The following is a 26270-nucleotide window of genomic DNA, read 5'->3' as shown; positions in this document are numbered from 1 at the left end:
TTTTGTCGTTTTCTGCGTTTCCGCATCAGCGACGGTTATTAATATATCATGGTGAAAAATGAAATGCAACACCTTTTATAAACTTTTTTAAAAACCACCCACATTTCTTTTTTAATATCATATACTTAAACGAAATATCTCTTTCATGTATAAGTAATTCCTACATATATTCTATATAAAGTTACTCTATCCCAAAACGTTTCTTTCTATATAAATGTTTTATCCCTATATCATACAAGGAGGAATATATATGGACTACGCCGATTTATTACTCAAACTAGGTCTCTCAGCTATTTTAGGATTCGCCATTGGTTTAGAACGTGAATTAAAACGGAAACCACTCGGTTTAAAAACCTGTTTAGTTATTTCTATAATTAGTTGCCTCCTGACAATTGTTTCTATTAAAGCAGCTTACAACTTACCTCATACCGATCATATGAATATGGATCCACTTCGACTCGCTGCTCAAATTGTGTCTGGCATTGGTTTTTTAGGTGCAGGTGTTATTTTGCGCAGAGGTAATGACAGTATTGCAGGGCTAACGACTGCTGCTATGATTTGGGGCGCTTCTGGTATTGGCATTGCTGTTGGTGCAGGATTCTACATCGAAGCGATTTTCGGAATGTGTTTCCTTATGATTAGCGTAGAACTTATACCACTCACGATGAAATATGTAGGCCCTAGATCATTTCGTCAACGTGATATCGCAGTAAAACTTGTTGTGCGAAATATGGACAATATACCGATTGTAATTGAAGAAATAAAAGAAATGGACATAAAAGTTAAAAATATGAAGCTGAAAACATTAGAAAATGGTTCTCACTATTTACATCTAAAATTGTCTATTGATCAAAAAAGACATACTGCTGATGTTTACTACGCTCTCCAACATCTTGAAAGTGTTCAACAAACCGAAGTGGAAAGTATGTAATATGAAATAAACTCTCTTCATTTAGAGAGTTTTTCTTTTTTCTATAATGGTAACAATGAATGTAGTCCTGCAAAGTAAGGAGGAATAGGAAGTTGAAATCCCGTCTGAATTTAGTAGATACATTTCGTGATTCCATTATTTTTCGTTTAATTTGTTTTATCATTATACTTACTGCTTTTTCTGGTTTTCTTATACATAGGTTAGAACCCTCTCACTTCACCACATGGTTTGATGGCATTTGGTGGTCAATCGTTACCATTTTCACAGTTGGATATGGTGATTTTGCCCCCCATACAACGATAGGAAAATTAATCGGTATAGGCATTATTTTATTAGGAACTGGTTTTTGTTCTTATTATATGGTTCTATTCGCTACTGAAATGATCAGTAAACAATATATGAAAATTAAAGGTGAAGAAGCTGCTACATCTAACAGCCATATGATTATCGTCGGCTGGAATGAGCGCGCAAAACATGTTGTAAAACAAATGCACATACTACAACCAAACCTTGATATCGTTTTAATTGATGAAACACTTTCTTTACTTCCAAAATCATTTCATCATTTAGAATTTATAAAAGGGTGTCCGCATCACGATCAGACTTTATTAAAAGCTAACATTGCAACAGCTCACACTATATTAATAACAGCCGATAAAGAGAAGAATGAAAGCTTAGCGGATACAGAGTCTATTTTAAATATTTTAACTGCAAAAGGACTGAATCCAAACATTCACTGCATTGCTGAACTTCTTACTTCTGAACAAATTCAAAATGCAACGAGAGCTGGTGTATCCGAAATTATAGAAGGAAATAAATTAACGAGCTATGTATTTACTGCTTCTCTTTTATTCCCTTCCATTTCAGGCGTATTCTTCTCACTTTACGATGAAATCTCTGATAACAAATTACAACTGATGGAGCTTTCCCAATCATGCACCGGACAAACTTTTGCAAATTGTAGCTATACTCTTTTAAAGCAAAACATTCTCTTACTAGGTGTAAAGCGCGATGAGCAATATATGATTAATCCAGTCCATTCTTTCATTCTCATCGAAAGCGATATACTCATTGTTATTCACCATTAAGAAAATGATTCTCTAGTTCTTGCACGAGCACTTTACCGATATTGATATGCTTTCTTTTCACATCTCCATCTGGATCTTTCGGTTCTGCAAATTGATCAAATCCGCTCGTTCCAGCTGTTAACGCATTCACATTATCATCTAGTTCGTCTTGATACACGTGCGAAAGAATATACGGCGTTTCAAGACGGACTATTACACCAGGTACATCTAATTCTCCGTCCACTGCTGTAAATGGTACTCGTAAAAATTGATACCCATCTTCTGCGTCAATTTTATAATCAAAGCACCCTTTATCATAATCCCAATTACCACCGATGCTATACCCAAGTGGTTTCATAACTTCTTCTAACTTATATAACGAATATGTACGTCCTTCTAACTTTGATTGAATCCGAATCAAGTCCATCCCTCCTAGACTTTTCCCTTAGCATACCCATTCCAGTTTGAATATACCGATGGACTTTTCGATAAAATAATAAAAAGCGACCNNGGTCGCTTTTTATTATTTTAAACGCTCTTCTAATTCAGCTTTTAATTCTTCAAATCCTGGTTTACCAAGTAAAGCAAACATGTTTTTCTTGTAAGCTTCTACTCCTGGTTGGTCAAATGGATTTACGCCTAATAAGTAGCCGCTCATCGCACATGCTTTTTCGAAGAAGTATACAAGGTAACCGAATGTGTACTCATTTAATTCAGGGATGTTTACGATTAAGTTTGGTACTCCGCCATCGCTATGTGCAAGCAATGTACCTTCGTATGCTTTTGTGTTTACGAAGTCTACTGTTTCACCAGCAAGGTAGTTTAATCCATCTAAATCGTTGTCATCTAATTCGATTTTTAGTTCATGTGTAGATTTACCTACTTTAAGAACTGTTTCGAATAAGTCACGACGACCTTCTTGAATGTATTGACCTAATGAGTGTAAGTCAGTTGAGAAGTTTGCTGAAGATGGGAAAATACCTTTTTGATCTTTTCCTTCACTTTCACCAAATAACTGTTTCCACCACTCAGAGAAGTATTGAAGTGCTGGCTCATAGTTCACAAGCATTTCAATTGTTTTCCCTTTATTGTATAGAGCATTACGAACTACTGCGTATTGGTAAGCTGGGTTTTCTTCCAGTTCTGATTTCGCGAAGTCACCATGACCAGCAGCTGCCCCCTTCATCATCTCTTCAATGTTTAAGCCACTTACCGCAATTGGTAATAGACCAACTGGTGTTAATACAGAAAAACGGCCTCCAACATCATCTGGAATTACAAATGTTTCGTAGCCTTCGTTATCAGCTAATGTTTTTAATGCACCACGCGCTTTATCTGTAGTTGCATAAATACGTTTGCGAGCTTCTTCTTGTCCATATTTCTCTTCTAATAACTTACGGAAAATACGGAATGCAATTGCAGGCTCTGTTGTTGTACCTGATTTTGAAATAACGTTAATAGAGAAGTCTTTACCCTCTAATACATCCATTAAATCTTTCATGTAAGTGGAGCTAATGTTTTGTCCAACAAATAGCACTTGTGGAGTTTTACGTTGTTCTTTAGAAAGTGTGTTGTAGAAAGAATGGTTTAACATTTCGATTGCTGCACGTGCTCCTAGGTAAGAACCACCGATACCTACAACAAGTAAAATGTCAGAGTCATTTTTAATTTTTTCTGCGCATTTTTGAATGCGAGCAAATTCTTCTTTGTCATATTGAAGCGGAAGCTCTACCCACCCAAGGAAATCGTTCCCAACTCCAGTTTTTTCGTGGATTGCGTGATGTGATACTTTCACTGCATCACGTAAATAAGCTATTTCATGTTCACCGATGAAGGATAACGCTTTAGAATAGTCGAACGTTACATGTGTACTCATCTTTTTCCCTCCAATTATGTATATGTATTCCTGTATTCACTTTAGCGAAACTGCAGTTGTAAATCAAGCAATTCAACAATTGTAAACGTAACCAATCTTTATTTTTTAGAAAAAGTTCATTTTTCGTATAAAAATTCGCTTTTTTCGGTATAGATGTATATACATCGTTTTTCGTACATTTTTTATGTATAAAAAAAACATAACTGCACCATTCTATAAAAGAGTTAATTAACTCACCGTTTGCTCATGCTTCACAATGAGGGGGGCTTTTTCATGAGTACATTGCAACGTATCGCATTAGTCTTTACTGTTATTGGTGCTGTAAACTGGGGACTGATCGGGTTCTTCCAGTTTGACTTAGTAGCAGCCATTTTCGGCGGACAGAACTCCGCTCTCGCACGTATCATTTACGGTATCGTTGGTATTTCTGGGCTTATCAATCTCGGTTTACTCTTTAAGCCATCTGAAAATCTTGGTACGCACCCAGAAACAAACGAAATTCGCTAGTCAGTATGTCTTTATTTCACCTCCGACATACGAATATGATTGCTTGCAATCATATTTGCAAATATATATCATAATATAAAGTAAAAGAGGAACGCTCATATGCGTTCCTCTTTTACTTCGTTAGCTCCGACTCTTCAATCCATTCTGTCAGCTTTTCTCGCAGCGTATTAAATCCATTTTCAGATGGATTCGGTATAAGAATCCGTCCTTGTTTTCTTTTCGCCGCTTTTAACGATAAACTCATTTTTCTGTGCTCTTCATCAATTGAAAGTACTTTTACTTCTACTGTATCGCCGACTTTCAAAAAGTCATGAATATCCTTTACATATCCATTTGTAATTTCAGATATATGCACAAGTCCTTGTGTTTCTGCATCTAACGCTACAAATGCGCCGTAATCTTGAATTCCAGTCACTTTCCCTGTTACAACCACTCCTGTTGTATATTGTTCTGACATATGAAACACTCCCATACGTTTACCATTTTCTCTACACATGTAGATTGCAAAGCAGATTGTATTTATTTTAAATATCCGATTGGTTAGTACGCATTACAAGTAACGCTATCTAGAATGCGCACACCTTATATTAGTAAATTATACCACTATGACAGAATTCATTCAAAATTCACCGAAAAATTTCCTGTAGTACGTATAATTCTCCAATATTGGGATAGAATACTAACACATGGCTTTCTAGTATTCCCCCCCTTTTATGGACAAAACGTATTGTGTTTTGTCCTTTTTTTATTCTCTATGAACCGTTCCATCCTCTTCATTGCTTCCATAAGTTGTTCAAGCGATGTTGCATACGAACAACGAATAAATCCTTCACCACTTTCTCCAAATACACTCCCAGGTACAACGGCCACTTTTTCTTCTAGTAATAACTGTTCTGCAAATTCCGCTGAAGATAGTCCTGTTGAGGCAACAGAAGGAAAGACATAAAACGCTCCGCCCGGCACATGACACGTTAATCCCATTTCATTGAAAGATGCCGTCATAAAATTTCGGCGTTTCTTATAGCTATCTCTCATCCGAATTACTTCATCATTCCCCCCGCGTAACGCTTCAAGTGCTGCGAACTGAGACATTGTTGGTGCACACATCATGGAATATTGATGGATTTTGAGCATCAGTTCTGAAAAATGAACAGGAGCTGCGATCATACCGAGGCGCCATCCTGTCATCGCAAATCCTTTTGAAAATCCTGAGATTAAAATCGTATGCTCACGCATATTTTTAATACTCGCGAAACTTGTATATACTTCGTCATATACAAGCTCTGCATAAATTTCATCAGATAATACGATTAAATTGTACTTCTCAACAATTACCGCTAATTTTTCTAGTTCGGATTTATTCAACATTGCACCTGTTGGGTTATTTGGGGAACAAAGTAAAATTGCTTTTGTTTTCGCTGTAATAGCAGCTTCAATTTGTTCTGGTTGTACTTTAAACTCGTTTTCTAAAGTAGTCGCCACAGGAACAGGAACTCCTCCAGCTAATGTTACAAGCGGCGCATAAGAAACGAAGCTCGGTTCAATAATGAGCACTTCATCATCAAGATTTATAATGGCCCGCATCGCTACATCTAACGCCTGACTCGCTCCAACTGTAACAATGATTTCATCGTTCGAATCATAAGATACTGCAAATTGTTTTTTAAGATACTTTGCTATTTCTTGACGGAGCTCCAATAATCCTGCATTTGCTGTATATGACGTATATCCTTGTTCTAAAGAACGAATACATGCTTGCCTTACATTCCAAGATGTAACGAAGTCCGGTTCTCCCACTCCAAGAGAAATAACCCCTTTCATATTTGCTGCTAAATCGAAAAACTTTCGAATACCAGATGGTTGTAAAGATTCTGCTACTCTAGATAGTTCAAACTGCTTCATGGTGTCACCACAATTCGCTTATCATCATCGTTTTTTTCATAAATAACGCCCTCATGTTTGTACTTCTTCAAAATGAAATGAGTTGTCGTAGAAACGACAGATTCAATTGTTGCTAATTTCTCAGAAACAAACATCGCTACTTCTCCCATCGTCTTCCCTTCTAATGTGATAGAAAGATCATATGTCCCTGACATTAAATAAACAGATTTCACTTCTGAATAACGATAAATTTGTTCTGCAACCGCATCAAATCCAACGCCGTGCTTGGGCGTAACTTTCACATCAATCATCGCCGTTAAACCAGTATGTTCTTTCACCTTCGTCCAATCGATATGTGTTACATAGTCCACGATAATCTTTTCACTTTCTAATTTCGCAACCATTTTCTTTACTTCTTCTACTTCTATATTTAACAGCTTCGCTAATGTATCTACAGATAAACGACTACTTTTTTCAAGACAAGCTAATAGTTCTAATTCTTTTTCCGTCACCATATAAATCATCCTCCCTTTTCGTTTGTGTCTAAATTATACAAATACTTTTTCATGTTTGGAAAGAAGCTTTTTTTAGAGAATTATGTCAAAATAAAGTGAAACTTTAATCAGCGGAATGATTCACCTCCGCTGATTATTAGCCCATACTAATCGGACTTTTACAGGCTGCCCGCAAATAGCGGGATAAAGATGAAAGGGGATGGAACCATGAAGCCAAAAGTATATATTGCTGAACCAGTTCCAACATTTGTAGAAAACTATTTATCAGAACACTGTGATTACGAAAAATGGGATCAAAATGAGAAAGTCCCTCGTGATATTTTATTAGAAAAAATAAAAGATAAAGATGGATTATTAAACTTCGGATCCGCTATTAATGAAGAATTATTGGAGGCAGCTCCTAACTTAAAAGTAGTGAGCAACATTTCTGTTGGTTACGATAATTTTGATTTACATGCGATGGAAAAGCGAAATGTCATCGGAACGAATACACCATACGTATTAGACGATACAGTAGCTGACCTTGTTTTTGCCCTTATGTTATCTGCTGGGCGCCGCGTTTGCGAACTCGATTCCTATGTGAAAAATGGTGAATGGAATGCTGAGATTGGAAAAGAACATTTTGGCCTAGATGTGCACCATAGTACAATCGGTATTATTGGAATGGGACGAATTGGAGAAGCGGTCGCAAAACGAGCGAAGTTTGGATTTGATATGAACGTCCTGTATTATAACCGTCGCCGTAAAGAAGAAGCGGAACAAAAATTTGATGCTACATATTGTGATTTACAGACGCTACTAAAGCAATCTGACTTTATTGTTCTTCTTACTCCATTAACAGATGAAACGTACCATCTTATCGGAGAAAAAGAGTTTTCATTAATGAAAAAAACAGCCATCTTTATTAATGCTTCTCGCGGGAAAACAGTAGATGAAACAGCTTTAATTCATGCCTTAACAGAAAAGAAAATCTTTGCAGCAGGCATTGATACTTTTACACAAGAGCCGGTTCAAAAAGATAATCCGCTCTTATCATTACAAAACGTTGTGACTTTACCGCACATCGGATCTGCAACATTAAAAACTAGGCAGCAAATGGCTATGACCGCCGCTGAAAATTTAGTTGCAGGGTTACAAGGGAAAACACCACCTAACATTGTTCGCGGGTAATATAAATAAGCGAAAGGCAAGATGACATCGTCATCTTGCCTTTTTTTGTTAACATATTTTTTTCTTGCGTGGGGATGATATGAACAAAAAATCAATGGAGTGACAAAAAATGAATCACGAATACACTTGTCCTTATTTCACTTTTTCCACTCGCGACACTACTGTTCATTACGAATTGTATGAACATAAAAATAAAACAGAGCGACCTACTTTCGTACTCGTTCATGGCTTTTTATCTTCCTCATTCAGTTACCGCCGTCTCATTCCTTTACTTTCAAAAGAAGGAACAGTAGTTGCCCTTGATTTACCACCGTTCGGTAAAAGTGATAAGTCTCATCTCTTTAAGTATTCTTATCACAATTTAGCAACCATTATTATCGATTTAATTGAACATTTATCTCTCTCAAATATCGTGCTAGTTGGGCATTCTATGGGTGGACAAATTTCACTCTACGTAAACCGTCTACGTCCTGAATTAATTTCAAAGACGATTTTACTATGCAGCTCTAGTTATTTAGCACGCGCAACCTTACCGTTACTATACTCTTCTTATTTACCGTTCTTTCATTTATACGTAAAGAACTGGATTATAAGGCGCGGTATTGTTCACAACTTAATGAATGTCGTTCATGACCACTCATTAATAGACGATGAAATGAAGGAAGGTTACTCCGCTCCTTTTTATGATAATCGTATATTCCCTGCCTTAACTCGCATGATACGAGACCGTGAAGGTGATTTATCTTCAACTGAATTACAAAAAATCGAAACACCTACACTACTCATTTGGGGTGAAAAAGATCGCGTCGTCCCTGTACATGTAGGACACCGCCTCCACAAAGATTTACCAAATTCAACGTTCATCTCCTACGAAAACACAGGACATTTACTCCCAGAAGAAAAACCTGAACATGTTTATGAAGAAATTATTGCGTTTTCCGCGCAATAATATAAAGTGAAACTTTAATCAGTGGGGGTTTTCTTCATCCCCCACTGATTATTAGCCCTCACCAATCGGGCGTTTACGGGCAGCCCGGCTCCCACCTAACTTCTTTGCTCTAGCCGAATTTTGAGGTGGGAGTTTTACTGCCCGTTAACGCGGGATAAAAGGCTGTCGGAAATTCCGACAGCCTATAATGAACAACTTCCGCCTTCTTTTATTCCAAGTAACTCCACAGCTAACTTCTCACATTTTTCAAGCGCAGGTACTTCTTCAAAAGACATAAAGTATATATGTTGAATCTTCTTTGCGATATATTTCGGATCGTCAAACACACTTACGACGTTTACAACATCGCTCGCTTCTGTTTCATAAAACTCCGGTCCCATTTGAAACGGATCCCAATTCTTCACAACCTCTATCATCTTTTCATATGTCCCCATTCGCTTCCCGCCTTTTCACTTTTTAATACTTTTCTTTATCCTATCATATCAGCTATTCTATAAGAAGAGAGGGAACTTTCATAACTTAGCGGTTTTACAGAAGAAGGGGGCAAACATATGCAACTATTTCATAAAACAGTAAATCGTCGTGGGACGCATAGTACAAAATGGGATACGTACAAAAACGAAGAACTCATTCACGCCTGGATTGCCGATATGGATTTCGAAGTACCAAAACCAATTCAAACTGCCTTAAAAACACGTATCGAACACCCTATTTTCGGCTATACACTTCCTCCTGAAAATATCGGGGATATTATTTGTAACTGGACTAAAAAACAGTACAACTGGGATATTCAAAAAGAATGGATTGTATTTAGTGCAGGAATCGTTCCAGCTCTTAGTACGAGCATACAAGCTTTAACGAAAGAAGGAGACTCTGTACTTGTACAACCTCCTATTTATCCACCATTTTTCGAAATGGTCACAACAAACAACAGACAATTACGCGTGAGTCCATTACATAAAGAAAATGATACATATACGATAGACTTCGAACATTTAGAAACGCAATTTCAACAAGGTGTAAAACTAATGCTTCTTTGTAGTCCTCACAATCCGATGGGACGCGTTTGGACAAAAGAGGAACTCACAAAGCTAGGCGCATTGTGTACCAAATATAATGTAATCGTTGTCGCAGATGAAATTCATGCTGATATTATTTACGCAAATCATACGCACACGCCATTTGCTTCTTTATCTACAGAATTAGCAGCGCGCACTATTACTTGCATGGCACCAAGTAAAACATTTAATATCGCTGGATTACAAGCATCAATCATTATTATTCCGAATGAAAAACTACGTAATGACTTTACGTCTATTCAATATAGACAAGGGTTCCACGGATTAAATACATTTGCTTATACCGCGATGCAAAGCGCCTATACAGAATGTAATGATTGGCTAAGTGAAATCAGGTTATATGTAGAAGAGAATGCTCGTTTCGCATGTGAATACATCAAAACGCACATACCTACTCTTTCTGTTACAAAGCCAGAAGGTAGCTTTTTATTATGGATTGACTGCTCTCGCCTAAACCTCTCTCAACATGAGCGCACTACATTACTTGAGGAAAAAGGAAAACTAATCGTTGAACCTGGTGAGAAGTACGGATTAGGCGGAGAAGAACATATTCGAATTAATATTGGTTGTCCAAGATCTGTTTTAGAAGAAATTTTAAACCGACTGCGCCATACATTCTCCTAACAACAAAAGAGCTACCATTCATGGTAGCCCTTATTTTTTCTTCATATCCGATGCTTTTTTCACAATCACGCCACAAGCAATTCGATCACCTGATTTACCTGTCGGTTGTGTCATGCCATCATCAGGGTTTTCTGTAATAATAATAGACGCTCCATCTTTTCTATGAATCGTCATTCTTCCTTCTTTAAGCGTTATATGTGGCGCTTCGATTTCTGCTTTAATCTTTCCAGAACCGTCTGCAATTACGTTCGGTAAATCACCATTTTCTGCACCCTTCGGATTGAGTAGTCCGTGCTTTTTATTATCAGGATTCAAGTGATTCCCGGATGATTCAAAACGAGGTGCTTTACACTCTCCAATTTCATGTACATGTATGCCATGCGGACCTGGTGCAAAGCCTTCCCCTTTAATCGTAATTTTCACTCCACTTGTTTGCTCCACTACTTTCGCAGTCCCTACTTCATCTCCTGAAGCATTATGTAATTTCACGTCAATTTCTTTCGGCTTTCCTTGGTCACAACCTGCCACCAGAAATAATAAACAACAACTGAAAAAAAGCCGTTTTTTCATTCTATTCCCTCCAAAATATATTCTGCTCTTAGATTGTCCGAGCATAGAGGGAAACATACAAAAATGCATTACTGTTTCTTGTCAGCTAACAGTTTTTCTTCTACTTTCTGTAATCGCTCTGCTTCTCGTTTGGAAACGCGAATAAACATGCGCCACGTAGCAACCGCACCGACGATAAATAGAACGCAAACAATCCCTGGAATAATATATTCTGTTTTATCTTCCGGAAAATATAAAGGCATCATATCGAACACTCCTTATTATAGGATTCAAAAACCATCAGAATTTTCTGTTATATCATCTTAAATTATAGTGGAACCTATCCATATTCTCAAGGGGGCGTTCCGAAAGCAAATGATTTCTTTGACTCCTTCTCCTACTTTCCTTACTATAAACTTGAGGTGAAAAATATGAGAGAAACATTTGAAATTGGCGAAATCGTTACTGGTATTTATAAAACAGGAAAATACATCGGTGAAATTACAAATAGCCGCCCTGGCAGTTATGTCGTAAAAGTACTAGCTGTTGTAAAGCATCCGGTGCAAGGTGACTTACATAATGTAAAACAAGCTGACGTACCATTTTTCCATGAAAGACGCGCTTTAGCTTTCCGTGAGCAAACGAACATTCCAGAACAAATGGTGAAGAAATATGAAGGAGAAATTCCAGATTATACAGAGTCACTCAAATTAGCATTAGAAACTCAAATGAATTCATTTTCTGAAGATGATTCACCTTTTGCGGAGCGTAGTCTAGAAACACTTCAGCAATTGAAACAAGATTACAAACTTTAAAAAACAAAACGACCAAATTACATACTGTGCAATTTGGTCGTTACTGTGTACTCACTTTCTTTAACACTTTTGAAAAATCAACGAGTTCTCCTAATGTTGGAGGTGCTGGTTTCACTAAATACTCTTTATCTTTTTCTACTAATTTAAAAATATTGTACGTCGTCATCGCATCATCAAGCGCACAATGATGCTTACCTGTCCCTACTTTTCCATATGCCTCAATTGCTTTCCATAACCCCGTCTGATTTCTTTCTCCAAAAAACTTCTTATACTCAAGCGATAAATCACGACACTGTCCAAAGAATGGAAAGGCTACTCCCGCCATTTCACAATTCTGCTTCAGCACTTTCATATCCATATTTCCCCACGTAACAATGGTCGGTTTACATTTCTTTTCGTATTCTGCAAGCTTCTCAACAAGTTCAGGAAATGAAATGCCTTTATCCACGACTTCTTGTTTAATCCCTAAAAATTTCTTACATCGATCCGTTAAAGAAGGAAATGTTTTCGGCCTGACATGTGATGAATACGTATCTTCTACTTTACAACCAACAACTGAAACGAGTCCTACCTCAATAATCTCTGGGAAGAATCCTTTTGGTTTCTTTCTATGCTGGGGCATCGTAAACTCAAAATCTAAAAACAAAAATCGTTGTTCATCCATACGATCCCTTCCTTATCATTTTTGTCATTCCTTTCTATTTGACACTCCTACACGAACAGGCTCGAATACTAATTCCATTTTAAATATTCAGATTGGATGTATCTTATATATATGTCAAATACCCACAAATATTTTTAAAAATAAGAAAAAATGCCCTATGCAGAAAATATGACAAAATCTCCCCTTTCATTTACATCCGCCATTTTTCTACTTTATAATGACGTTATGTGTGTTTCTTTAAGAATATTTTTGACACACTAAGAAAAGTGAAGAATGAAAGGAGATGAGAGTTTTGCACGAAACAACGCAAGAGCTCGCTAACTGGCAGTATTATTTTGCTATCGCAGTCTTTTTAATTACATATGCCATTATTATTTCGGAAAAAATTAATCGCGCTGTCATCGCACTTCTTGGTGCGGCACTCATGGTAATTATGGGGGTCGTTGATTTACACAACGCCTTTACGAAACATATTGAATGGGGAACGATTACGTTACTTATTGGTATGATGATTCTAGTGAACATTACAAGTAAATCAGGTGTCTTCCAATACGTTGCCATTAAAGCTGCAAAAGGGGCACAAGGAAATCCAATTAAAATTTTAATTTCCCTTTCCTTACTTACCGCGCTTGGCTCCGCATTTTTAGATAACGTTACAACTGTACTTCTTGTTGTTCCAGTTACTTTATCTATTACGCGCATCTTGCAAGTAAATCCTGTTCCATATCTACTTTCTGAAATTATTTTTTCAAACATTGGAGGAACAGCAACTTTAATTGGTGATCCACCTAACATTATGATTGGTTCTGCAAATAAGCATTTAGACTTCAATGCCTTCTTGCTAAATCTAGCTCCAATCGTAATTATTATTATTGCAGTAACAGCAATAATGCTTTACTTCATGTACCGTAAGCAATTAATTGCTGATCCTGTACAAATTAAAAAGCTAATGAGCTTAGATGAAAAACAATACATTAAAGATCCAGTATTAATGAAAAAATCTTTAACAGTACTTGGACTTACTATTTTAGGTTTCATGACGCATTCTATCTTCCATATTGATGCAGCTATCATCGCCTTAACTGGTGCTACTGTCCTTATGTTAATCGGTGTGAAAGAACATGAAATTGAAGAAGTATTCGCTAGCGTAGAATGGGTAACAATCTTCTTCTTCGCAGGACTATTCGTACTCGTTGGAGGACTTATCGATATCGGTCTTATCAAAACGCTTGCTCAAAAAGTAATTGGCATAACAGGCGGAGATATTTCTCAAGCATCTATCCTTATTCTATGGGTATCTGGTATCGCCTCCGCAACAATCGATAACATCCCATTCGTTGCAACAATGATCCCACTTATTAACGATATGGCAGTTGGTCTAGGTTTATCACCTGCTGATGCACAAATCGATGTACTATGGTGGGCATTAGCCTTAGGTGCTTGTCTAGGTGGAAACGGAACATTAATCGGGGCTTCTGCTAACGTAATCGTTGCAGGTATCGCGAACCGCGAAGGACATAAATTTAGCTACATGGAATTCCTTAAAGTCGGCTTCCCGATTATGATTGTTTCATTGATCATTTCTCATATTTATATTTATTTACGCTACCTTATGTAGTAGAAAAGGGCTGTCCTATGGGCAGCCCTTTTTCGATTCTTCTTGGTAATGAGATTATATTACCGATTTTTTTAATAGTTAAAAGGAGCTGTTCCAAAACATCTTTAGAACAGCTCCTCACATATAAATGCAATTCTAAATAAATCTACTCACTATACCTCATCGGCTCATTTCGAATAATGAATAAATGAATCGGCAAGAAAATCGAAAATGTGATGACATGAATAATCGTAAACAATATAGCATTCGTTCCATATCTGTCCAAAATAGCGTAGATGAGATAAATAGAAAGCACCATCGAAACTGCTATTGCTAGTAAACTTATAATTGGTACGTAATTAAAAATGAAACATGCGACATATATGCCGAATACTTTCCATCCTGCTTCTTCTTTCAAGAAATCCGGTAATTTATCCTTCGCTAAGTCCCCCCACGTCTTACTATTCAAAAAAGGAATAAACGCAAGAACACCATCCGTTGCACCATCATTTTTTGCCATCGTATAAAGTGCAAAAGCCGTTAACAAATACGAAATAATTGCCCAAATCAATATAACAAGAATAAACGCAAAACTAAGAGCAAAGAAACCTGCTAGTACGCCTTGATCTTCCATCTTATCCTCTCCTCTCTACTCTCAACATATTTCATTACACTGCAAGTTATGTTTTAAAATTTAACCAAACTCTCTGTATAATGATATGAGAAAGATAATAAGAGAGGAGAACACCCTTATGCACCCGTTTGTACAAGCATTACAAGAGCATTTTACAACACATCAAAATCCTGAAAAAGCCGAACCAATGGCGCGTTATATGAAAAATCATTTCCCATTTCTCGGCATTCAAACTCCGGAGAGAAGACAATTATTAAAAGACATCATTCAAATACATACTCTCCCAGATCAAAAAGACTTCCAAATTGTCGTGCGTGAACTTTGGGACTTACCAGAACGAGAATTTCAAGCAGCCGCACTCGATATTATGCAAAAATATAAAAAACATATAAACGAAACTCATATTCCATTTTTAGAAGAACTTATCGTCACAAAATCTTGGTGGGACACTGTTGATAGCATCGTTCCTACATTTTTAGGTGCTATCTTTTTAAAACATCCAGAATTAATTTCGGCCTATATTCCAAAATGGATTGCATCAGACAACATATGGTTACAACGCGCTGCAATTTTATTCCAACTGAAATATAAACAAAAGATGGACGAAGAACTTCTTTTCTGGATTATTGGACAACTACATTCTTCAAAAGAATTTTTCATTCAAAAAGCGATCGGCTGGGTCCTTCGTGAATACGCAAAAACACAGCCTGATGTAGTTTGGGAATACGTGCAAAACAACGAGCTTGCCCCGCTCAGTAAACGTGAAGCAATTAAGCATATTAAAGAAAATTACGGAATAAATAGCGGAAAAATAGGCGAGACTCTATCCTAGATAGACGCGTTCCTCTATTGAGATTTAAAAAAGAACGTGTTAGAATATGTTCATTATTATTAATATAAGTAGCGATGACGGACTTATAAGTACTTGCATAAAAAGCGATTCAGGGATAGTGAAAGCCTGGAGCCGCAAGGAAACGGCAGTCTCGAGCAATACATGATAAAGTGGATGCGCATTTTGTGCATCAACTAGGGTGGAACCGCGGGCAAACGCTCGTCCCTAGGCAAATAAGCCTTGGGATGAGCGTTTTTTTATGTTTTTTAAAGCATATGCTGCTCGTTTCACAAGTATCAGAGCACGTCATCGCCAATACGTTAACTTTCAAAAGGAGGATTTTATTATGTATTCAATGGAACAAGTTGTAAACTTAGCGAAACATCGTGGTTTTGTTTTCCCTGGTTCTGAAATTTACGGTGGTCTTGCAAACACTTGGGATTACGGTCCACTTGGAATCGAATTAAAAAATAACGTTAAAAAAGCTTGGTGGAAAAAATTCATTCAAGAATCTCCACACAACGTTGGTTTAGATGCAGCTATCTTAATGAATCCAAAAACTTGGATCGCTTCTGGTCACGTTGGTAACTTCAACGATCCAATGATCGACTGTAAAAAATGTAAAGCTCGTCACCGTGCTGACAAATTAATTGAAGATGCATTAGATACAAAAGGCATCGAAATGGTTGTTGACGGTCTTACTTTCGACCAAATGGCTGACTTAATGAAAGAGCATGAAGTAAAATGTCCTGATTGCGGTAGTGAAGAGTTCACTGAAATCCGTCAGTTCAACTTAATGTTCAAAACATTCCAAGGTGTTACAGAGTCTAGCACAAACGAAATCTTCCTTCGTCCTGAAACAGCACAAGGTATTTTCGTAAACTTTAAAAACGTACAACGCTCTATGCGTAAGAAACTTCCATTTGGTATTGGTCAAATCGGTAAAAGTTTCCGTAACGAAATTACACCTGGTAACTTCACATTCCGTACACGTGAATTCGAACAAATGGAACTTGAATTCTTCTGTAAGCCTGGTGAAGATTTAGAGTGGTTCGCATTCTGGCGTGAAACTTGTAAGAATTGGTTACTATCACTTGGTATGCACGAAGAAAGCATGCGTCTTCGTGACCACGGTGAAGAGGAATTATCTCACTATAGTAATGCAACAACTGATATTGAATTCAAATTCCCATTCGGTTGGGGTGAGCTTTGGGGCGTAGCATCTCGTACAGACTTCGATTTAAAACGTCACATGGAACATTCTAACGAAGACTTTAACTATATCGATCCACAAACGAATGAGCGTTACGTGCCATACTGTATCGAGCCATCTTTAGGTGCAGACCGCGTAACATTAGCATTCTTATGTGATGCATATGAAGAAGAGCAATTAGAAAACGATTCTCGTACAGTTCTTCGTTTCCACCCTGCTTTAGCACCATACAAAGCAGCTATCTTACCATTATCTAAAAAGCTATCTGAAGGTGCTACTGAAGTATTCGCAGAACTAGCTAAAGACTTCATGGTAGACTTTGATGAAACTGGTTCTATCGGTAAACGTTACCGTCGTCAAGACGAAATCGGTACACCATTCTGTATCACATACGACTTCGACTCAGTTGAAGACAAAGCTGTTACAGTACGTGACCGTGACACAATGGAACAAGTTCGTATGCCAATTAGCGAACTAAAAGGTTTCTTAGAGAAGAAAATCCAGTTCTAATTATAAGAAAAAGAGGTTGCTCTAATGAGCAGCCTCTTTTCTATTTTTCGCGTTTTTCTTTAATTGCCACCGTACATCTTGATATGCATAGTAAGTCATCATTTTCATCAATAATACGAACATCCCAAACCATCGTTGTTTGTCCTCTATGTATTGGTGTTCCAATCGCCGTTACAATTCCATCTTTTTTTGAACGAAGGTGGTTCGCATTAATTTCTAAACCAAAACAAATACATTTCTCTTGATCAATTAAATTGTATGAACCAACGCTTGCTACTGTTTCAGCTAATGCAACAGATGCACCACCGTGTAAAAATCCAAAAGGCTGATGCGTACGCTCATCTACGGGCATCGTAGCAACCACCTTATCTTCTGTCATCTCTAACAGCTCAATTCCAAGCGAATCCATTAAAGTTTTTCCCATCTCGTTTCCCCCTTCTCTTACTTCAATTAAATGTATAATTTTACCTAATTATTTTCAAACTACCTATAACACTTATATAAGGAGGTTTCACCTAAATGAAACAGAAATTTTGTATCGTACTGCTTATGTTCTCCTTGCTGACTATTGTACCAAATTGTGCAATAGTAGCCAAAGCATCTAACCTGACAATCGATGTTCAGACTGTAACACAAAAAGGTAAGAAACCTTATATAGAATATCAAATTAACAGACCTTCTTTTCACAACTTTTCCGATTCTAAATTTCAAGATAAGCTCAATCTCTATTACAAAAAATCTACTGACAAGTTTAAAAACAAGTTAGAAAAAGACGCTAAAAAATATTATACCGAGACAAAAGGATCTAGCACACCATTTCATCCGTACGTGGCAAATGTTGACTATAAAGTCCCTTTAAACAAACCACCTTTTCTCAGCCTATATGTGAATTACTATCAATATACAGGCGGAGCACACGGTCTTTATACGTGGAAGGCAAACACATTTGACTTAAATGAAAAGAAGTTACTACACTTAGACGATTTATTTCAACAAGAAGATAAGTATAAAGAAATAATTCGTGCAGAGATCGTAAGACAAATTAAACAAAATGAAAGGATTTATTTTCCTGATGCAACTGAAAAGGTAATGAGCGCTAAAAAATTCCATTTCTTTTTAGAACCGGACAACCTAGTGATTTATTTCCCTTTATATGAGATTGCTCCTTATTCAAGTGGAATTCCGCAATTTCGTATTCCCTATACATTGCTAAGGGAGTATTTAAAGCCCTCTTATCAAAATATTTTGATTGACAACAAGTAAATATTTTAGCTACGATATTGTTAACTCAAAACAACTGGAGGTTAACAATATGAGAAGATTTCACGTTTTAGATTTAGCATTAGCTGCCATGTTCGTTGCTCTTATGGCCATCGGTGCAAATATTGTTTCTTGGGCACCATTCCTGCAAGTAGCGGGCGTCCCTTTATCTATGCAACCATTTTTCGCGATTTTAGCAGGACTTCTTCTTGGAAGTAGACTTGGTGCATTATCAATGACTGTATATATGCTCGTTGGAGTAGCAGGCGCACCAATCTTCGCTAACTTCAAAGCTGGATTCGGGGCACTTTTAGATCCTACTGGTGGCTTTATTATCGCATTCATCATCGTTGCTTACGTATCAGGAAAGTTAGTAGAACAAAAAGAAAGACCAACATTCAGTACATTTGCTATCGCTTCTTTCACAGGAATCATTTTAACTTATATTATCGGTACTACTTACATGTACGGGGCGGTCAATTTCTTCATGGGCGGTAATATGAGCTATAAAGCTGCTTGGATGGTTATGATGTGGTTTGCAGTAAAAGATATTATATTTACAATTATCGGTGCTATTATCGCACCTCGCATATACTATGCTGTACGTCGTTCTGCTTATCAGCATTCTCATTCGACGATTTCATAATAAAAAGAGTTATCTTAGTATACTGAGATAACTCTTTTTTGTATTTCGACAATATAAATCCCCTTAGATTAAACAGTACATTTGTTTCTCTACTGCTCATCAAAAAGGGGATTATTTCACTATATTAAGACTCTTGATTCGTTTGTTCTTCTAAAATTCTCTTCATCATTGTAACCATGTCACCACGTAATTCCGGGTGTTGCAGGGCCATTTCGATTGTCGTTTGAACGAATCCTAACTTTTCACCTACGTCGTAGCGTTTTCCTTCGAAATCGTAAGCAAATACACGTTGAATTTCATTTAAGTTTTGGATTGCATCTGTTAACTGAATTTCACCGCCAGCACCGACATGTTGCTGTTCTAAGAACATGAAGATTTCAGGAGTTAAGATGTAACGTCCCATAATTGCTAAGTTTGAAGGTGCTGTACCTTGTGCTGGTTTCTCAACGAAATTACGAACTTGGTAACGGCGTCCTTCCTGCTCTAATGGATCAATAATTCCGTAGCGGTGTGTTTCTGTCTCTGGAACAGTTTGTACACCAATAACAGAAGAAAGTGTCTTATCATATTCTTCGATTAATTGACGTAAGCATGGTTTTTCAGCTTGAACGATATCATCGCCTAATAAAACAGCAAATGGCTCATCACCGATGAATTTACGTGCACACCAAACAGCGTGTCCTAGCCCTTTTGGTTCTTTTTGACGGATATAATGAATATCTACCATTTTTGAAGAAGCTTGTACTTTTTCAAGTAACTCATACTTTTTCTTTTCTAATAAGTTTTGCTCTAGCTCAAATGCATTATCAAAATGATCTTCAATAGAGCGCTTTCCTTTACCAGTAACGATAATAATATCTTCAATTCCTGATTTTACTGCTTCTTCTACGATGTATTGAATAGTTGGTTTGTCTACTATCGGTAACATTTCTTTTGGCATTGCTTTTGTTGCCGGTAAAAAACGTGTTCCTAATCCAGCTGCTGGGATTATCGCTTTTCTTACTCTTTTCATCACAAAATACCCTCTCTCTGTCAGAATCAATAACGATCATTTCCTTACATAGAACAAAAGGGAGATTTCGCTCCCTTTTGTTCCCTACTACTTAAAATTACTTTATATTATAAACGATTCATTATATCTTCTTTAATAGTAAGTAATTTTTGTTCACTATTTTGTAAAGAATTATCTTTTACACCAAAGTAGAACTTGATCTTCGGTTCTGTTCCAGATGGACGTAAGCAGAACCAAGAACCATCCTCTAATTGATATTTTAACACATTTGATTTCGGTAAGTGAATCTCTTCTTTATGTCCATCTTGTAAAGATGTAACGATGCTTGCTTTATAATCTTCAACCGCTACAACCGTTAAGCCTGCTACTTCTTTCGGTGGATTCTCACGGAATGTCGCCATCATCTCTTGGATTTGTTCCGCTCCATCTTTCCCTTTTAACGTTAACGATACAAGATCTTCACGGAAGAAACCGTACTTCTCAAATACTTCTAATAAACCATCGTATAACGTTTTACCTTGTGATTTGTAGTATGCAGCTACTTCACATGCAAATAGCACAGATTGTACCGCATCTTTATCACGGCAGAATGGACGAATTAAATAACCATAGCTTTCCTCATAACCGAATTGGAATTCATATTGTCCGCTTTCTTCATACTGCTTAATTTTCTCGCCAATAAATTTAAATCCAGTTAACGTATCAACTGTATCTAAACCGTACGCTTTTGCGATTGTACGGCCAATTTCAGACGTTACGATTGTTTTTAATACAACACCGTTCTCTGGAAGCGTTCCGTTCTCTTTCTTTTGAGATAGTAAGTAATCAAGCATTAATGCACCTGTTTGGTTACCAGTTAACACTTGGAACTCACCATCGTGATTGCGAACCGCTACTCCTAGACGGTCTGCGTCCGGATCAGTTGCGATTAACACATCTGCGCCAATTTTTTCACCGTCACGAATTGCATACTCAAACGCTGCGTGCTCTTCTGGGTTCGGTGATTTCACTGTAGAGAAGTTTGGATCTGGTAACTCTTGCTCTTTTACAACCGTTACATCTGTAAATCCAACTTCTTCTAAACCACGGCGTACAGAAATATTTGATGTTCCGTGTAATGGTGTAAAGACGATCTTTAAGTCCTTACCAACCTTTTGCACCATTTCTTTATTAATAATGACATTGTTCAATTCTGCTGCATATGCATCATCTACTTCTTGTCCAATAATATGTAATAAACCGTCAGCTTTTAATTGCTCCACGTCAGCTACTTCAACTGTTAACTCATCTTCCACTGCATTTACGTAGCTAATTAACTCATCCGCTTCTTTTGGAGGCAATTGTCCACCATCTTCACCGTATACTTTATACCCGTTATATTCAGGCGGATTATGGCTTGCCGTAAGAACGATTCCACTTACTGTATGTAAATAACGAACTGCGAAAGAAAGCACTGGCGTTGGGCGTAAGCTTTCAAACACATATGTTGTGATACCGTGGGCACCAAGTGTTGCAGCTACTTCCATTGCAAATTCAGGTGATTTATGACGAGAATCATACGCAACAACAACACCACGCTTCTTCGCTTCCTCACCTAATTTTTCGATAAACCTCGCTAATCCTTGTGTCGCTTTACGAACTGTATATACATTTAAACGATTCGTACCAGCACCAAGTTCACCGCGCATACCACCTGTACCGAACTCTAAATTTTTATAAAAGCTATCCTCAATTTTCTTCTCATCTTGCTTCATGTTTTCTAGCTGCTCTTTTAATTCTGCATCTAATTCTGCATATGAAAGCCAGCGACTAAATTCTTGTTTCCAATTCATATCTCTATCTCCTCCCACTTGTCATACCTTTATTATATGAAAAAAACAACCTGTATCTCAATATTTTATAAAATCTAGCAGGATTTTACTAGGAATATTTGTATACACTATGATTAAATACTCCACCAAAGGGAATGAGGATTATGCAAGAATGGGGCTTGTCAGAAGAGCTCAAAATACAAACAAAGCAAATGATTGAAAATGCTGAAAAAGAATTATCCCTTATGAGGCAAGCGATCGATAAAGAAGATGAATGTATTTTATGCAAAATGGAAGATATTCATCATATGCTAGCAAATGTACAAACATTGGCAGCTACATACTATATTCAGGCGTATTTATCACCTTATACAGAAAGCTCACATTTTATCACAACAGCTGTTCAACATTTAAGCGCCCGAAAACATGGTGCTCTTATTGTTGTGGAACGAAACGAGACACTTCATCCTTTCATTCAAACCGGAACAACATTAAACGCTCATTTAACCGCACCACTGCTCGAATCCATTTTTTATCCAGGTAACCCTCTTCATGACGGAGCCGTTCTCGTGAAAAATAATCATATTGTCTCAGCAGCTAATATTCTTCCATTAACGAAAAGTACAGAAGTTGACTCTGAGCTAGGAACACGTCACAGAGCTGCAATTGGCTTATCAGAACAAAGCGATGCACTTATATTAGTTGTCTCTGAGGAAACAGGTCGCACTTCATTTGCTTTAAATGGGACCTTATATACGATTTCTTTATAGGACGAACTTTCACTATGTAACACCTTTTTGAACAGTACAATAGTAAATGAAGTTATATCGACTTACCGAAAAAACTAGTAATAGACGTACCGTATCAATAAGAAAAGGCTGTCCCAAAAATTTGAGACAACCTTTTCTTCAAAAAATTACTCTTCTCCAAAACGTTCAACAAGTGTTGCAAGTGTACGTACCATTGCACCTGTTGCGCCAGATGGTCCTAAATCATGCGCTCCTGTTGTTTCAGATGTTCCAGCGATATCTAAGTGTACCCAAGGTGTATCTTCTGCAAATTCACCTAGGAATGTACCAGCCATCACTGCATGTCCTTCACGGCCTGGTGAGTTATTTAAATCAGCAAACTTACTGTTTCTCACACGTTCTTTATCGCGATCAAAAATCGGCAATTGCCAAATTGGCTCATCTGTTTCCATAGAAGCCTCTAGTACTTGCTCAAACAACTCTTCATTGTTTGTCATTGCGCCTGTCGTATGATTTCCAAGTGCAACAATTACACCACCTGTTAATGTTGCAACATCAATAAGGTAGTTTGCACCAAGTTTTTTCGCATACGTAATACCGTCAGCTAACGCTAAGCGACCTTCTGCATCTGTATTTAAAACTTCAATTGTTTTTCCGCTCATAGATGTAATCACATCGTCTGGCTTAAATGCTGTACCACTTACAACGTTATCAGTTGAAGGAATAACAGCGATCACATTTTGTTCTGGGCGAAGTTCGCCGATGATTTCCATCGCACCTAAAACAGCAGCAGCACCGCCCATATCACCTTTCATGCCGACCATACCTTCACGTGGTTTTAAAGAATAACCACCTGTATCGTATGTAATCCCTTTCCCAACAAATCCAATTACATCTGTCCACTCTTCTTTTCCTTTATAAATAAGAGCGATCATTTTTGGTGGCTCTACACTACCTTGGTTTACTGCAAGTAACGCACCCATACCAAGCTCTTCCATCTCTTCTTTCTCAAGAACTTTATAGTCCATATCGTATTTTTCCGCTAATTCAACAGCATACTCAGCAAGCTTCGTCGCTGTTAATACGTTTGGCGGCATATTTACTAGTGTACGAGCTGAATTTGTTGCACGTCCATGTACGTAACCAACTGTTAATGCTGCTTCAATTTCTTGTGCATCTTCCGTTGTAATAGCCGTAAACTTCTCTAACTCTACACGATCCTTTTTATCTGTTTTATACGTTTGTAATTCATATGTACCAAGACCTTGTACTTCTGCCGCAATATGAGCTACATCAATCGCGTCTAATTTCTCTGTCACGAAAGAATCAAGTAAGATTGCTGCATCTTGTACTTTTGCTGCTTGTAATGTTTTAAATGCCTTACCAAGAGCCGCACGTAACGTTTCTGTCGTGTAAGACTCTTTCTTACCTAAACCAACAAAGTAATAACGCTTCACATTTGTTTTTCCTAAGCTATGTACTTTTGAAATGGCTTTTTTCTTCGTAGAAAGTTCCTTTTCTTCTAATAAAGCTTGTAATTGTCCTTCAAACGCTTTGTCCAGTTCTTGTACAAAACTACTCGTTTTCTCTTCTTCAAATAAAGCAACAATTACCGCTTCATGACCTGCTAATTCTTTTTGTACTTGAAACATGTTCAGACCCCCTAAATTTCTCTATCTCTATTATAACTTTATTTTCGATAAAATGCGACAATTCTAACTTTTATTATCCCTTATACAGTCCGAGTATATTTCTATAATTTCTACCACGATAAAATTAGACAAGAAAAAAAGCCTAGCGTGATTACCACTAGACTATTTTTGTTTTAAATATTGCCCCCGAAACACTTGCATCGTTTCGTCTTGATTTAACATCGTTAACTCTTCTTCTGAAAACTTACCATTTCCCACTTTTATCACGTACACATTTACTTTTTTCTTACCCCATTGGCTATAAACATCTTTCACCGTATCATAATATAGATCAAGACGGTTTCCTTTGATCGCGCCGCCCTTATCAGCTACAACACCATATCCGTAACCTGGCACGAATAGAATTGTCCCAAGCGGGAATACGCGCAAGTCCGCAGCAATTGTGGAATATAAATCCCTTTTCGCTTTAACACCTGAATATGTAATACCATACTCCGGATGCCCCGGCCTCTTACCTGTTGATTCAATCCCCGACGTATAACCAGTTGCTGTCATTTCAATCATACGATATTTAGACCAGTCATTTGCCTGCTCTAAAGCATTTATCACTTCTTTACTCGGAACAACTTTTCTCTCAATTTCTGCTGCATGTACTTCTTTTGCACCCGTTTCTTCATATGATTTTAAAATCTCCACTAAAGAAACTCCAGTGAAAGCCTTCCATGTTACGCATAATGCGAGTGCAAGTAAACAAGTCATCATAATGCGAATACAATATCGTTTTAACATTTTTATATTCCACACTCCTTCATCGTTAATCATTCCCTATACGATGAAGGAATATGCAAAAAAATAATCTCCAAACGAATTGGAGATTAAAACATTTGATATCCACTTTTCCGAAGTTTTTTAATTACGACTCCCGCTAAAGCAGCACCTACTAATCCAGTAGATAGAATAAACACATCTGCTTGTCCTAAATGCGTTACACTTGTCCCAAATGAAGAAAATGTTTCTTTTGGCTTTGAAAAGTAATCCCACAAACTCGCTTTATTAATAATGAGCATACAAACAATCGGATAAACAATAACCATTACCCACGTAGCTCGCAAAATCATGTTGAGTAAAAATCCAATTCCAAAAAACAAAATAAAGAATAGCATCATTGAAATAAGTAGTACCGGTATACTCACTCTTTCTCCCTCTCCTTCCCATGCGCCGTAAATACATGATAGGCAGTATAACCGAATTGCTCTCCTGGATTTAATGTGTTGTTCATTTCAAGATGTAGTTCTGATCTTCCTTCTAACAAATATTTAATAAGTACAGACGTATTTGGATCATCCGCAATATTCTCTGGATGTAAGAACGCTACTTCAGACAATTCCTTCTCCTGTACAATAATATTTTCCCCTTCAGGCTCTAAATGGAAAATAATCATATTATCACTAATCTCATTACGAATAACACCCGATCGAATACCAATAATCCCCTTCACATGAGCGACAATGCCTGTCTCTTCTAGCACTTCACGTTTCACAGCTTCATCAACCGTCTCACCTTCATTTACAAAACCAGCCGGTAAAGACCATTTCCCCTTTAATCCACTGTATTTTTTCTTAACGAATAGCCACCTGCCATCTTTTGTAGCTACTAAGCCACTAACAGCTAACCATACTTTCCCACGCTTTCCCATGCTGTAACCACCTCCGTCAAAACCAACAGAA

General features: G+C 37.3%; 30 protein-coding genes. 13 read left to right on the top strand and 17 right to left on the bottom strand.

Annotated elements, in window-relative coordinates; genetic code table 11:
- The first annotated feature begins 250 nt into the window (after positions 1-250).
- Both COI75_RS10270 and COI75_RS10265 read left to right on the top strand, forming a co-directional pair.
- On the top strand, positions 251-931 hold the full coding sequence (locus COI75_RS10270; protein WP_000384163.1) for an MgtC/SapB family protein: 681 nt from the start codon (positions 251-253) through the stop codon (positions 929-931).
- A 92-nt stretch (positions 932-1023) separates the two neighbouring features.
- Complete coding sequence (locus COI75_RS10265) at positions 1024-2019, top strand: potassium channel family protein (RefSeq protein WP_000842306.1); 996 nt, start codon at positions 1024-1026, stop codon at positions 2017-2019.
- On the opposite strand, the gene COI75_RS10260 is transcribed toward COI75_RS10265, so the two are convergent.
- Both COI75_RS10260 and COI75_RS10255 read right to left on the bottom strand, forming a co-directional pair.
- A complete protein-coding gene (locus COI75_RS10260) occupies positions 2006-2419 on the bottom strand; it encodes a YugN-like family protein (protein WP_000619371.1) in 414 nt (137 codons plus the stop codon). The genes COI75_RS10265 and COI75_RS10260 overlap by 14 nt on opposite strands.
- A gap of 102 nt (positions 2420-2521) precedes the next feature.
- The gene (locus COI75_RS10255) at positions 2522-3874 is read right to left on the bottom strand and encodes a glucose-6-phosphate isomerase (RefSeq protein ID WP_000103649.1); all 1353 of its coding nucleotides are present in this window, start codon (positions 3872-3874) and stop codon (positions 2522-2524) included.
- Between the two features lie 273 nt (positions 3875-4147).
- On the opposite strand from COI75_RS10255, the gene COI75_RS10245 reads away from it, so the two are divergent.
- A complete protein-coding gene (locus tag COI75_RS10245; RefSeq protein ID WP_000105788.1) occupies positions 4148-4381 on the top strand; it encodes a DUF378 domain-containing protein in 234 nt (77 codons plus the stop codon).
- 112 nt (positions 4382-4493) lie between these two features.
- Here the strand turns inward: COI75_RS10245 and yugI are convergent, their stop codons facing one another.
- The 3 genes from yugI to COI75_RS10230 form a co-directional block, all read right to left on the bottom strand.
- A complete protein-coding gene (gene yugI / locus COI75_RS10240) occupies positions 4494-4838 on the bottom strand; it encodes a S1 domain-containing post-transcriptional regulator GSP13 (RefSeq protein WP_000003765.1) in 345 nt (114 codons plus the stop codon).
- A gap of 254 nt (positions 4839-5092) precedes the next feature.
- Entirely contained in the window at positions 5093-6283 is a 1191-nt protein-coding gene (locus COI75_RS10235) for an aminotransferase (protein WP_098448351.1), read from the bottom strand.
- Entirely contained in the window at positions 6280-6777 is a 498-nt protein-coding gene (locus COI75_RS10230; protein ID WP_000255692.1) for an Lrp/AsnC family transcriptional regulator, read from the bottom strand. The genes COI75_RS10235 and COI75_RS10230 overlap by 4 nt, the downstream gene beginning before the upstream one ends.
- Positions 6778-6966: 189 nt before the next feature.
- Here COI75_RS10230 and COI75_RS10225 point away from each other — a divergent pair, with 189 nt between their 5' ends.
- Positions 6967-7947, top strand: a complete 981-nt coding sequence (locus COI75_RS10225) for a 2-hydroxyacid dehydrogenase (protein ID WP_002095197.1) — start codon at positions 6967-6969, stop codon at positions 7945-7947.
- A 109-nt stretch (positions 7948-8056) separates the two neighbouring features.
- Positions 8057-8896 (top strand): alpha/beta fold hydrolase, encoded by an 840-nt coding sequence (locus COI75_RS10220; RefSeq protein ID WP_001015198.1) that lies wholly within the window; start codon positions 8057-8059, stop codon positions 8894-8896.
- A 182-nt stretch (positions 8897-9078) separates the two neighbouring features.
- On the opposite strand, the gene COI75_RS10215 is transcribed toward COI75_RS10220, so the two are convergent.
- On the bottom strand, positions 9079-9330 hold the full coding sequence (locus COI75_RS10215) for a YugE family protein (protein WP_098386807.1): 252 nt from the start codon (positions 9328-9330) through the stop codon (positions 9079-9081).
- A 117-nt stretch (positions 9331-9447) separates the two neighbouring features.
- Here COI75_RS10215 and COI75_RS10210 point away from each other — a divergent pair, with 117 nt between their 5' ends.
- The gene (locus COI75_RS10210; RefSeq protein ID WP_001175854.1) at positions 9448-10599 is read left to right on the top strand and encodes a MalY/PatB family protein; all 1152 of its coding nucleotides are present in this window, start codon (positions 9448-9450) and stop codon (positions 10597-10599) included.
- A 30-nt stretch (positions 10600-10629) separates the two neighbouring features.
- Here the strand turns inward: COI75_RS10210 and COI75_RS10205 are convergent, their stop codons facing one another.
- A complete protein-coding gene (locus COI75_RS10205) occupies positions 10630-11169 on the bottom strand; it encodes a superoxide dismutase family protein (RefSeq protein ID WP_098381033.1) in 540 nt (179 codons plus the stop codon).
- Positions 11170-11237: 68 nt separating this feature from the next.
- A complete protein-coding gene (locus tag COI75_RS26855) occupies positions 11238-11414 on the bottom strand; it encodes a hypothetical protein (protein WP_170958517.1) in 177 nt (58 codons plus the stop codon).
- A gap of 165 nt (positions 11415-11579) precedes the next feature.
- Between COI75_RS26855 and COI75_RS10200 the strand changes: the two genes are divergently transcribed.
- On the top strand, positions 11580-11963 hold the full coding sequence (locus COI75_RS10200) for a kinase-associated lipoprotein B (protein ID WP_001209331.1): 384 nt from the start codon (positions 11580-11582) through the stop codon (positions 11961-11963).
- Positions 11964-12003: 40 nt separating this feature from the next.
- On the opposite strand, the gene kapD is transcribed toward COI75_RS10200, so the two are convergent.
- Complete coding sequence (kapD, locus tag COI75_RS10195; protein ID WP_000344368.1) at positions 12004-12627, bottom strand: 3'-5' exonuclease KapD; 624 nt, start codon at positions 12625-12627, stop codon at positions 12004-12006.
- A 292-nt stretch (positions 12628-12919) separates the two neighbouring features.
- On the opposite strand from kapD, the gene COI75_RS10190 reads away from it, so the two are divergent.
- Positions 12920-14245, top strand: coding sequence for an ArsB/NhaD family transporter (locus COI75_RS10190; protein ID WP_000545222.1), 1326 nt, complete (start codon positions 12920-12922; stop codon positions 14243-14245).
- A 145-nt stretch (positions 14246-14390) separates the two neighbouring features.
- Here the strand turns inward: COI75_RS10190 and COI75_RS10185 are convergent, their stop codons facing one another.
- The gene (locus COI75_RS10185) at positions 14391-14858 is read right to left on the bottom strand and encodes a hypothetical protein (protein ID WP_098381032.1); all 468 of its coding nucleotides are present in this window, start codon (positions 14856-14858) and stop codon (positions 14391-14393) included.
- A 118-nt stretch (positions 14859-14976) separates the two neighbouring features.
- Here COI75_RS10185 and COI75_RS10180 point away from each other — a divergent pair, with 118 nt between their 5' ends.
- Both COI75_RS10180 and COI75_RS10170 read left to right on the top strand, forming a co-directional pair.
- Positions 14977-15690: a DNA alkylation repair protein gene (locus COI75_RS10180; RefSeq protein ID WP_098448350.1), complete on the top strand. Its 714-nt coding sequence runs from the start codon at positions 14977-14979 to the stop codon at positions 15688-15690.
- 346 nt (positions 15691-16036) lie between these two features.
- Positions 16037-17413: a glycine--tRNA ligase gene (locus tag COI75_RS10170; RefSeq protein ID WP_000287149.1), complete on the top strand. Its 1377-nt coding sequence runs from the start codon at positions 16037-16039 to the stop codon at positions 17411-17413.
- Positions 17414-17453: 40 nt separating this feature from the next.
- Here COI75_RS10170 and COI75_RS10165 read toward each other — a convergent pair whose 3' ends face one another.
- The gene (locus tag COI75_RS10165; RefSeq protein ID WP_098381030.1) at positions 17454-17837 is read right to left on the bottom strand and encodes a hotdog fold thioesterase; all 384 of its coding nucleotides are present in this window, start codon (positions 17835-17837) and stop codon (positions 17454-17456) included.
- Positions 17838-17932: 95 nt separating this feature from the next.
- Here COI75_RS10165 and COI75_RS10160 point away from each other — a divergent pair, with 95 nt between their 5' ends.
- Both COI75_RS10160 and COI75_RS10155 read left to right on the top strand, forming a co-directional pair.
- Positions 17933-18676, top strand: a complete 744-nt coding sequence (locus COI75_RS10160; protein ID WP_098381029.1) for a DUF3298 and DUF4163 domain-containing protein — start codon at positions 17933-17935, stop codon at positions 18674-18676.
- Positions 18677-18725: 49 nt separating this feature from the next.
- Positions 18726-19319, top strand: coding sequence for a biotin transporter BioY (locus COI75_RS10155; RefSeq protein ID WP_098448349.1), 594 nt, complete (start codon positions 18726-18728; stop codon positions 19317-19319).
- A gap of 124 nt (positions 19320-19443) precedes the next feature.
- Here COI75_RS10155 and galU read toward each other — a convergent pair whose 3' ends face one another.
- On the bottom strand, positions 19444-20331 hold the full coding sequence (gene galU, locus COI75_RS10150; RefSeq protein ID WP_000832651.1) for a UTP--glucose-1-phosphate uridylyltransferase GalU: 888 nt from the start codon (positions 20329-20331) through the stop codon (positions 19444-19446).
- A gap of 107 nt (positions 20332-20438) precedes the next feature.
- Positions 20439-22163: a phospho-sugar mutase gene (locus COI75_RS10145; protein WP_001104193.1), complete on the bottom strand. Its 1725-nt coding sequence runs from the start codon at positions 22161-22163 to the stop codon at positions 20439-20441.
- Between the two features lie 143 nt (positions 22164-22306).
- On the opposite strand from COI75_RS10145, the gene cdaS reads away from it, so the two are divergent.
- The gene (gene cdaS / locus COI75_RS10140) at positions 22307-22912 is read left to right on the top strand and encodes a sporulation-specific diadenylate cyclase CdaS (protein WP_098448348.1); all 606 of its coding nucleotides are present in this window, start codon (positions 22307-22309) and stop codon (positions 22910-22912) included.
- A 146-nt stretch (positions 22913-23058) separates the two neighbouring features.
- Here cdaS and pepA read toward each other — a convergent pair whose 3' ends face one another.
- The 4 genes from pepA to COI75_RS10120 form a co-directional block, all read right to left on the bottom strand.
- Entirely contained in the window at positions 23059-24543 is a 1485-nt protein-coding gene (pepA, locus tag COI75_RS10135; protein WP_098448347.1) for a cytosol aminopeptidase, read from the bottom strand.
- Between the two features lie 162 nt (positions 24544-24705).
- Complete coding sequence (locus tag COI75_RS10130) at positions 24706-25332, bottom strand: 3D domain-containing protein (RefSeq protein WP_002095192.1); 627 nt, start codon at positions 25330-25332, stop codon at positions 24706-24708.
- Positions 25333-25418: 86 nt separating this feature from the next.
- Positions 25419-25736, bottom strand: a complete 318-nt coding sequence (locus tag COI75_RS10125) for a YuiB family protein (RefSeq protein ID WP_000027010.1) — start codon at positions 25734-25736, stop codon at positions 25419-25421.
- Entirely contained in the window at positions 25733-26239 is a 507-nt protein-coding gene (locus tag COI75_RS10120) for an NUDIX hydrolase (RefSeq protein ID WP_000517992.1), read from the bottom strand. Before COI75_RS10120 ends, COI75_RS10125 begins: the two co-directional genes overlap by 4 nt.
- Between the last annotated feature and the right edge of the window lie 31 nt (positions 26240-26270).

Origin of the sequence: Bacillus cereus (assembly GCF_002564555.1) — a bacterium.
GTDB lineage: Bacteria > Bacillota > Bacilli > Bacillales > Bacillaceae_G > Bacillus_A > Bacillus_A cereus_K.
Note: the sequence above shows the minus strand (reverse complement) of the source record. Positions and strands in the feature narration are given on the sequence as shown.

Excerpts from the sequence above, each read along its gene's own strand:
- COI75_RS10215 (WP_098386807.1), bottom strand. The coding sequence starts at position 9,330 with ATGGGGACATATGAAAAGATGATAGAGGTTGTGAAGAATTGGGATCCG.
- COI75_RS10185 (WP_098381032.1), bottom strand. The coding sequence starts at position 14,858 with ATGGAAGATCAAGGCGTACTAGCAGGTTTCTTTGCTCTTAGTTTTGCG.
- COI75_RS10220 (WP_001015198.1), top strand. The coding sequence starts at position 8,057 with ATGAATCACGAATACACTTGTCCTTATTTCACTTTTTCCACTCGCGAC.
- kapD (WP_000344368.1), bottom strand. The coding sequence starts at position 12,627 with ATGGATGAACAACGATTTTTGTTTTTAGATTTTGAGTTTACGATGCCC.
- COI75_RS10170 (WP_000287149.1), top strand. The coding sequence starts at position 16,037 with ATGTATTCAATGGAACAAGTTGTAAACTTAGCGAAACATCGTGGTTTT.
- COI75_RS10120 (WP_000517992.1), bottom strand. The coding sequence starts at position 26,239 with ATGGGAAAGCGTGGGAAAGTATGGTTAGCTGTTAGTGGCTTAGTAGCT.
- cdaS (WP_098448348.1), top strand. The coding sequence starts at position 22,307 with ATGCAAGAATGGGGCTTGTCAGAAGAGCTCAAAATACAAACAAAGCAA.
- COI75_RS10155 (WP_098448349.1), top strand. The coding sequence starts at position 18,726 with ATGAGAAGATTTCACGTTTTAGATTTAGCATTAGCTGCCATGTTCGTT.
- COI75_RS26855 (WP_170958517.1), bottom strand. The coding sequence starts at position 11,414 with ATGATGCCTTTATATTTTCCGGAAGATAAAACAGAATATATTATTCCA.
- COI75_RS10180 (WP_098448350.1), top strand. The coding sequence starts at position 14,977 with ATGCACCCGTTTGTACAAGCATTACAAGAGCATTTTACAACACATCAA.
- yugI (WP_000003765.1), bottom strand. The coding sequence starts at position 4,838 with ATGTCAGAACAATATACAACAGGAGTGGTTGTAACAGGGAAAGTGACT.
- COI75_RS10235 (WP_098448351.1), bottom strand. The coding sequence starts at position 6,283 with ATGAAGCAGTTTGAACTATCTAGAGTAGCAGAATCTTTACAACCATCT.
- COI75_RS10165 (WP_098381030.1), bottom strand. The coding sequence starts at position 17,837 with ATGGGAAAAACTTTAATGGATTCGCTTGGAATTGAGCTGTTAGAGATG.
- COI75_RS10210 (WP_001175854.1), top strand. The coding sequence starts at position 9,448 with ATGCAACTATTTCATAAAACAGTAAATCGTCGTGGGACGCATAGTACA.
- COI75_RS10200 (WP_001209331.1), top strand. The coding sequence starts at position 11,580 with ATGAGAGAAACATTTGAAATTGGCGAAATCGTTACTGGTATTTATAAA.
- COI75_RS10145 (WP_001104193.1), bottom strand. The coding sequence starts at position 22,163 with ATGAATTGGAAACAAGAATTTAGTCGCTGGCTTTCATATGCAGAATTA.
- COI75_RS10225 (WP_002095197.1), top strand. The coding sequence starts at position 6,967 with ATGAAAGGGGATGGAACCATGAAGCCAAAAGTATATATTGCTGAACCA.
- COI75_RS10160 (WP_098381029.1), top strand. The coding sequence starts at position 17,933 with ATGAAACAGAAATTTTGTATCGTACTGCTTATGTTCTCCTTGCTGACT.
- pepA (WP_098448347.1), bottom strand. The coding sequence starts at position 24,543 with ATGTTTCAAGTACAAAAAGAATTAGCAGGTCATGAAGCGGTAATTGTT.
- COI75_RS10255 (WP_000103649.1), bottom strand. The coding sequence starts at position 3,874 with ATGAGTACACATGTAACGTTCGACTATTCTAAAGCGTTATCCTTCATC.
- COI75_RS10270 (WP_000384163.1), top strand. The coding sequence starts at position 251 with ATGGACTACGCCGATTTATTACTCAAACTAGGTCTCTCAGCTATTTTA.
- COI75_RS10245 (WP_000105788.1), top strand. The coding sequence starts at position 4,148 with ATGAGTACATTGCAACGTATCGCATTAGTCTTTACTGTTATTGGTGCT.
- COI75_RS10230 (WP_000255692.1), bottom strand. The coding sequence starts at position 6,777 with ATGGTGACGGAAAAAGAATTAGAACTATTAGCTTGTCTTGAAAAAAGT.
- galU (WP_000832651.1), bottom strand. The coding sequence starts at position 20,331 with ATGAAAAGAGTAAGAAAAGCGATAATCCCAGCAGCTGGATTAGGAACA.
- COI75_RS10205 (WP_098381033.1), bottom strand. The coding sequence starts at position 11,169 with ATGAAAAAACGGCTTTTTTTCAGTTGTTGTTTATTATTTCTGGTGGCA.
- COI75_RS10130 (WP_002095192.1), bottom strand. The coding sequence starts at position 25,332 with ATGTTAAAACGATATTGTATTCGCATTATGATGACTTGTTTACTTGCA.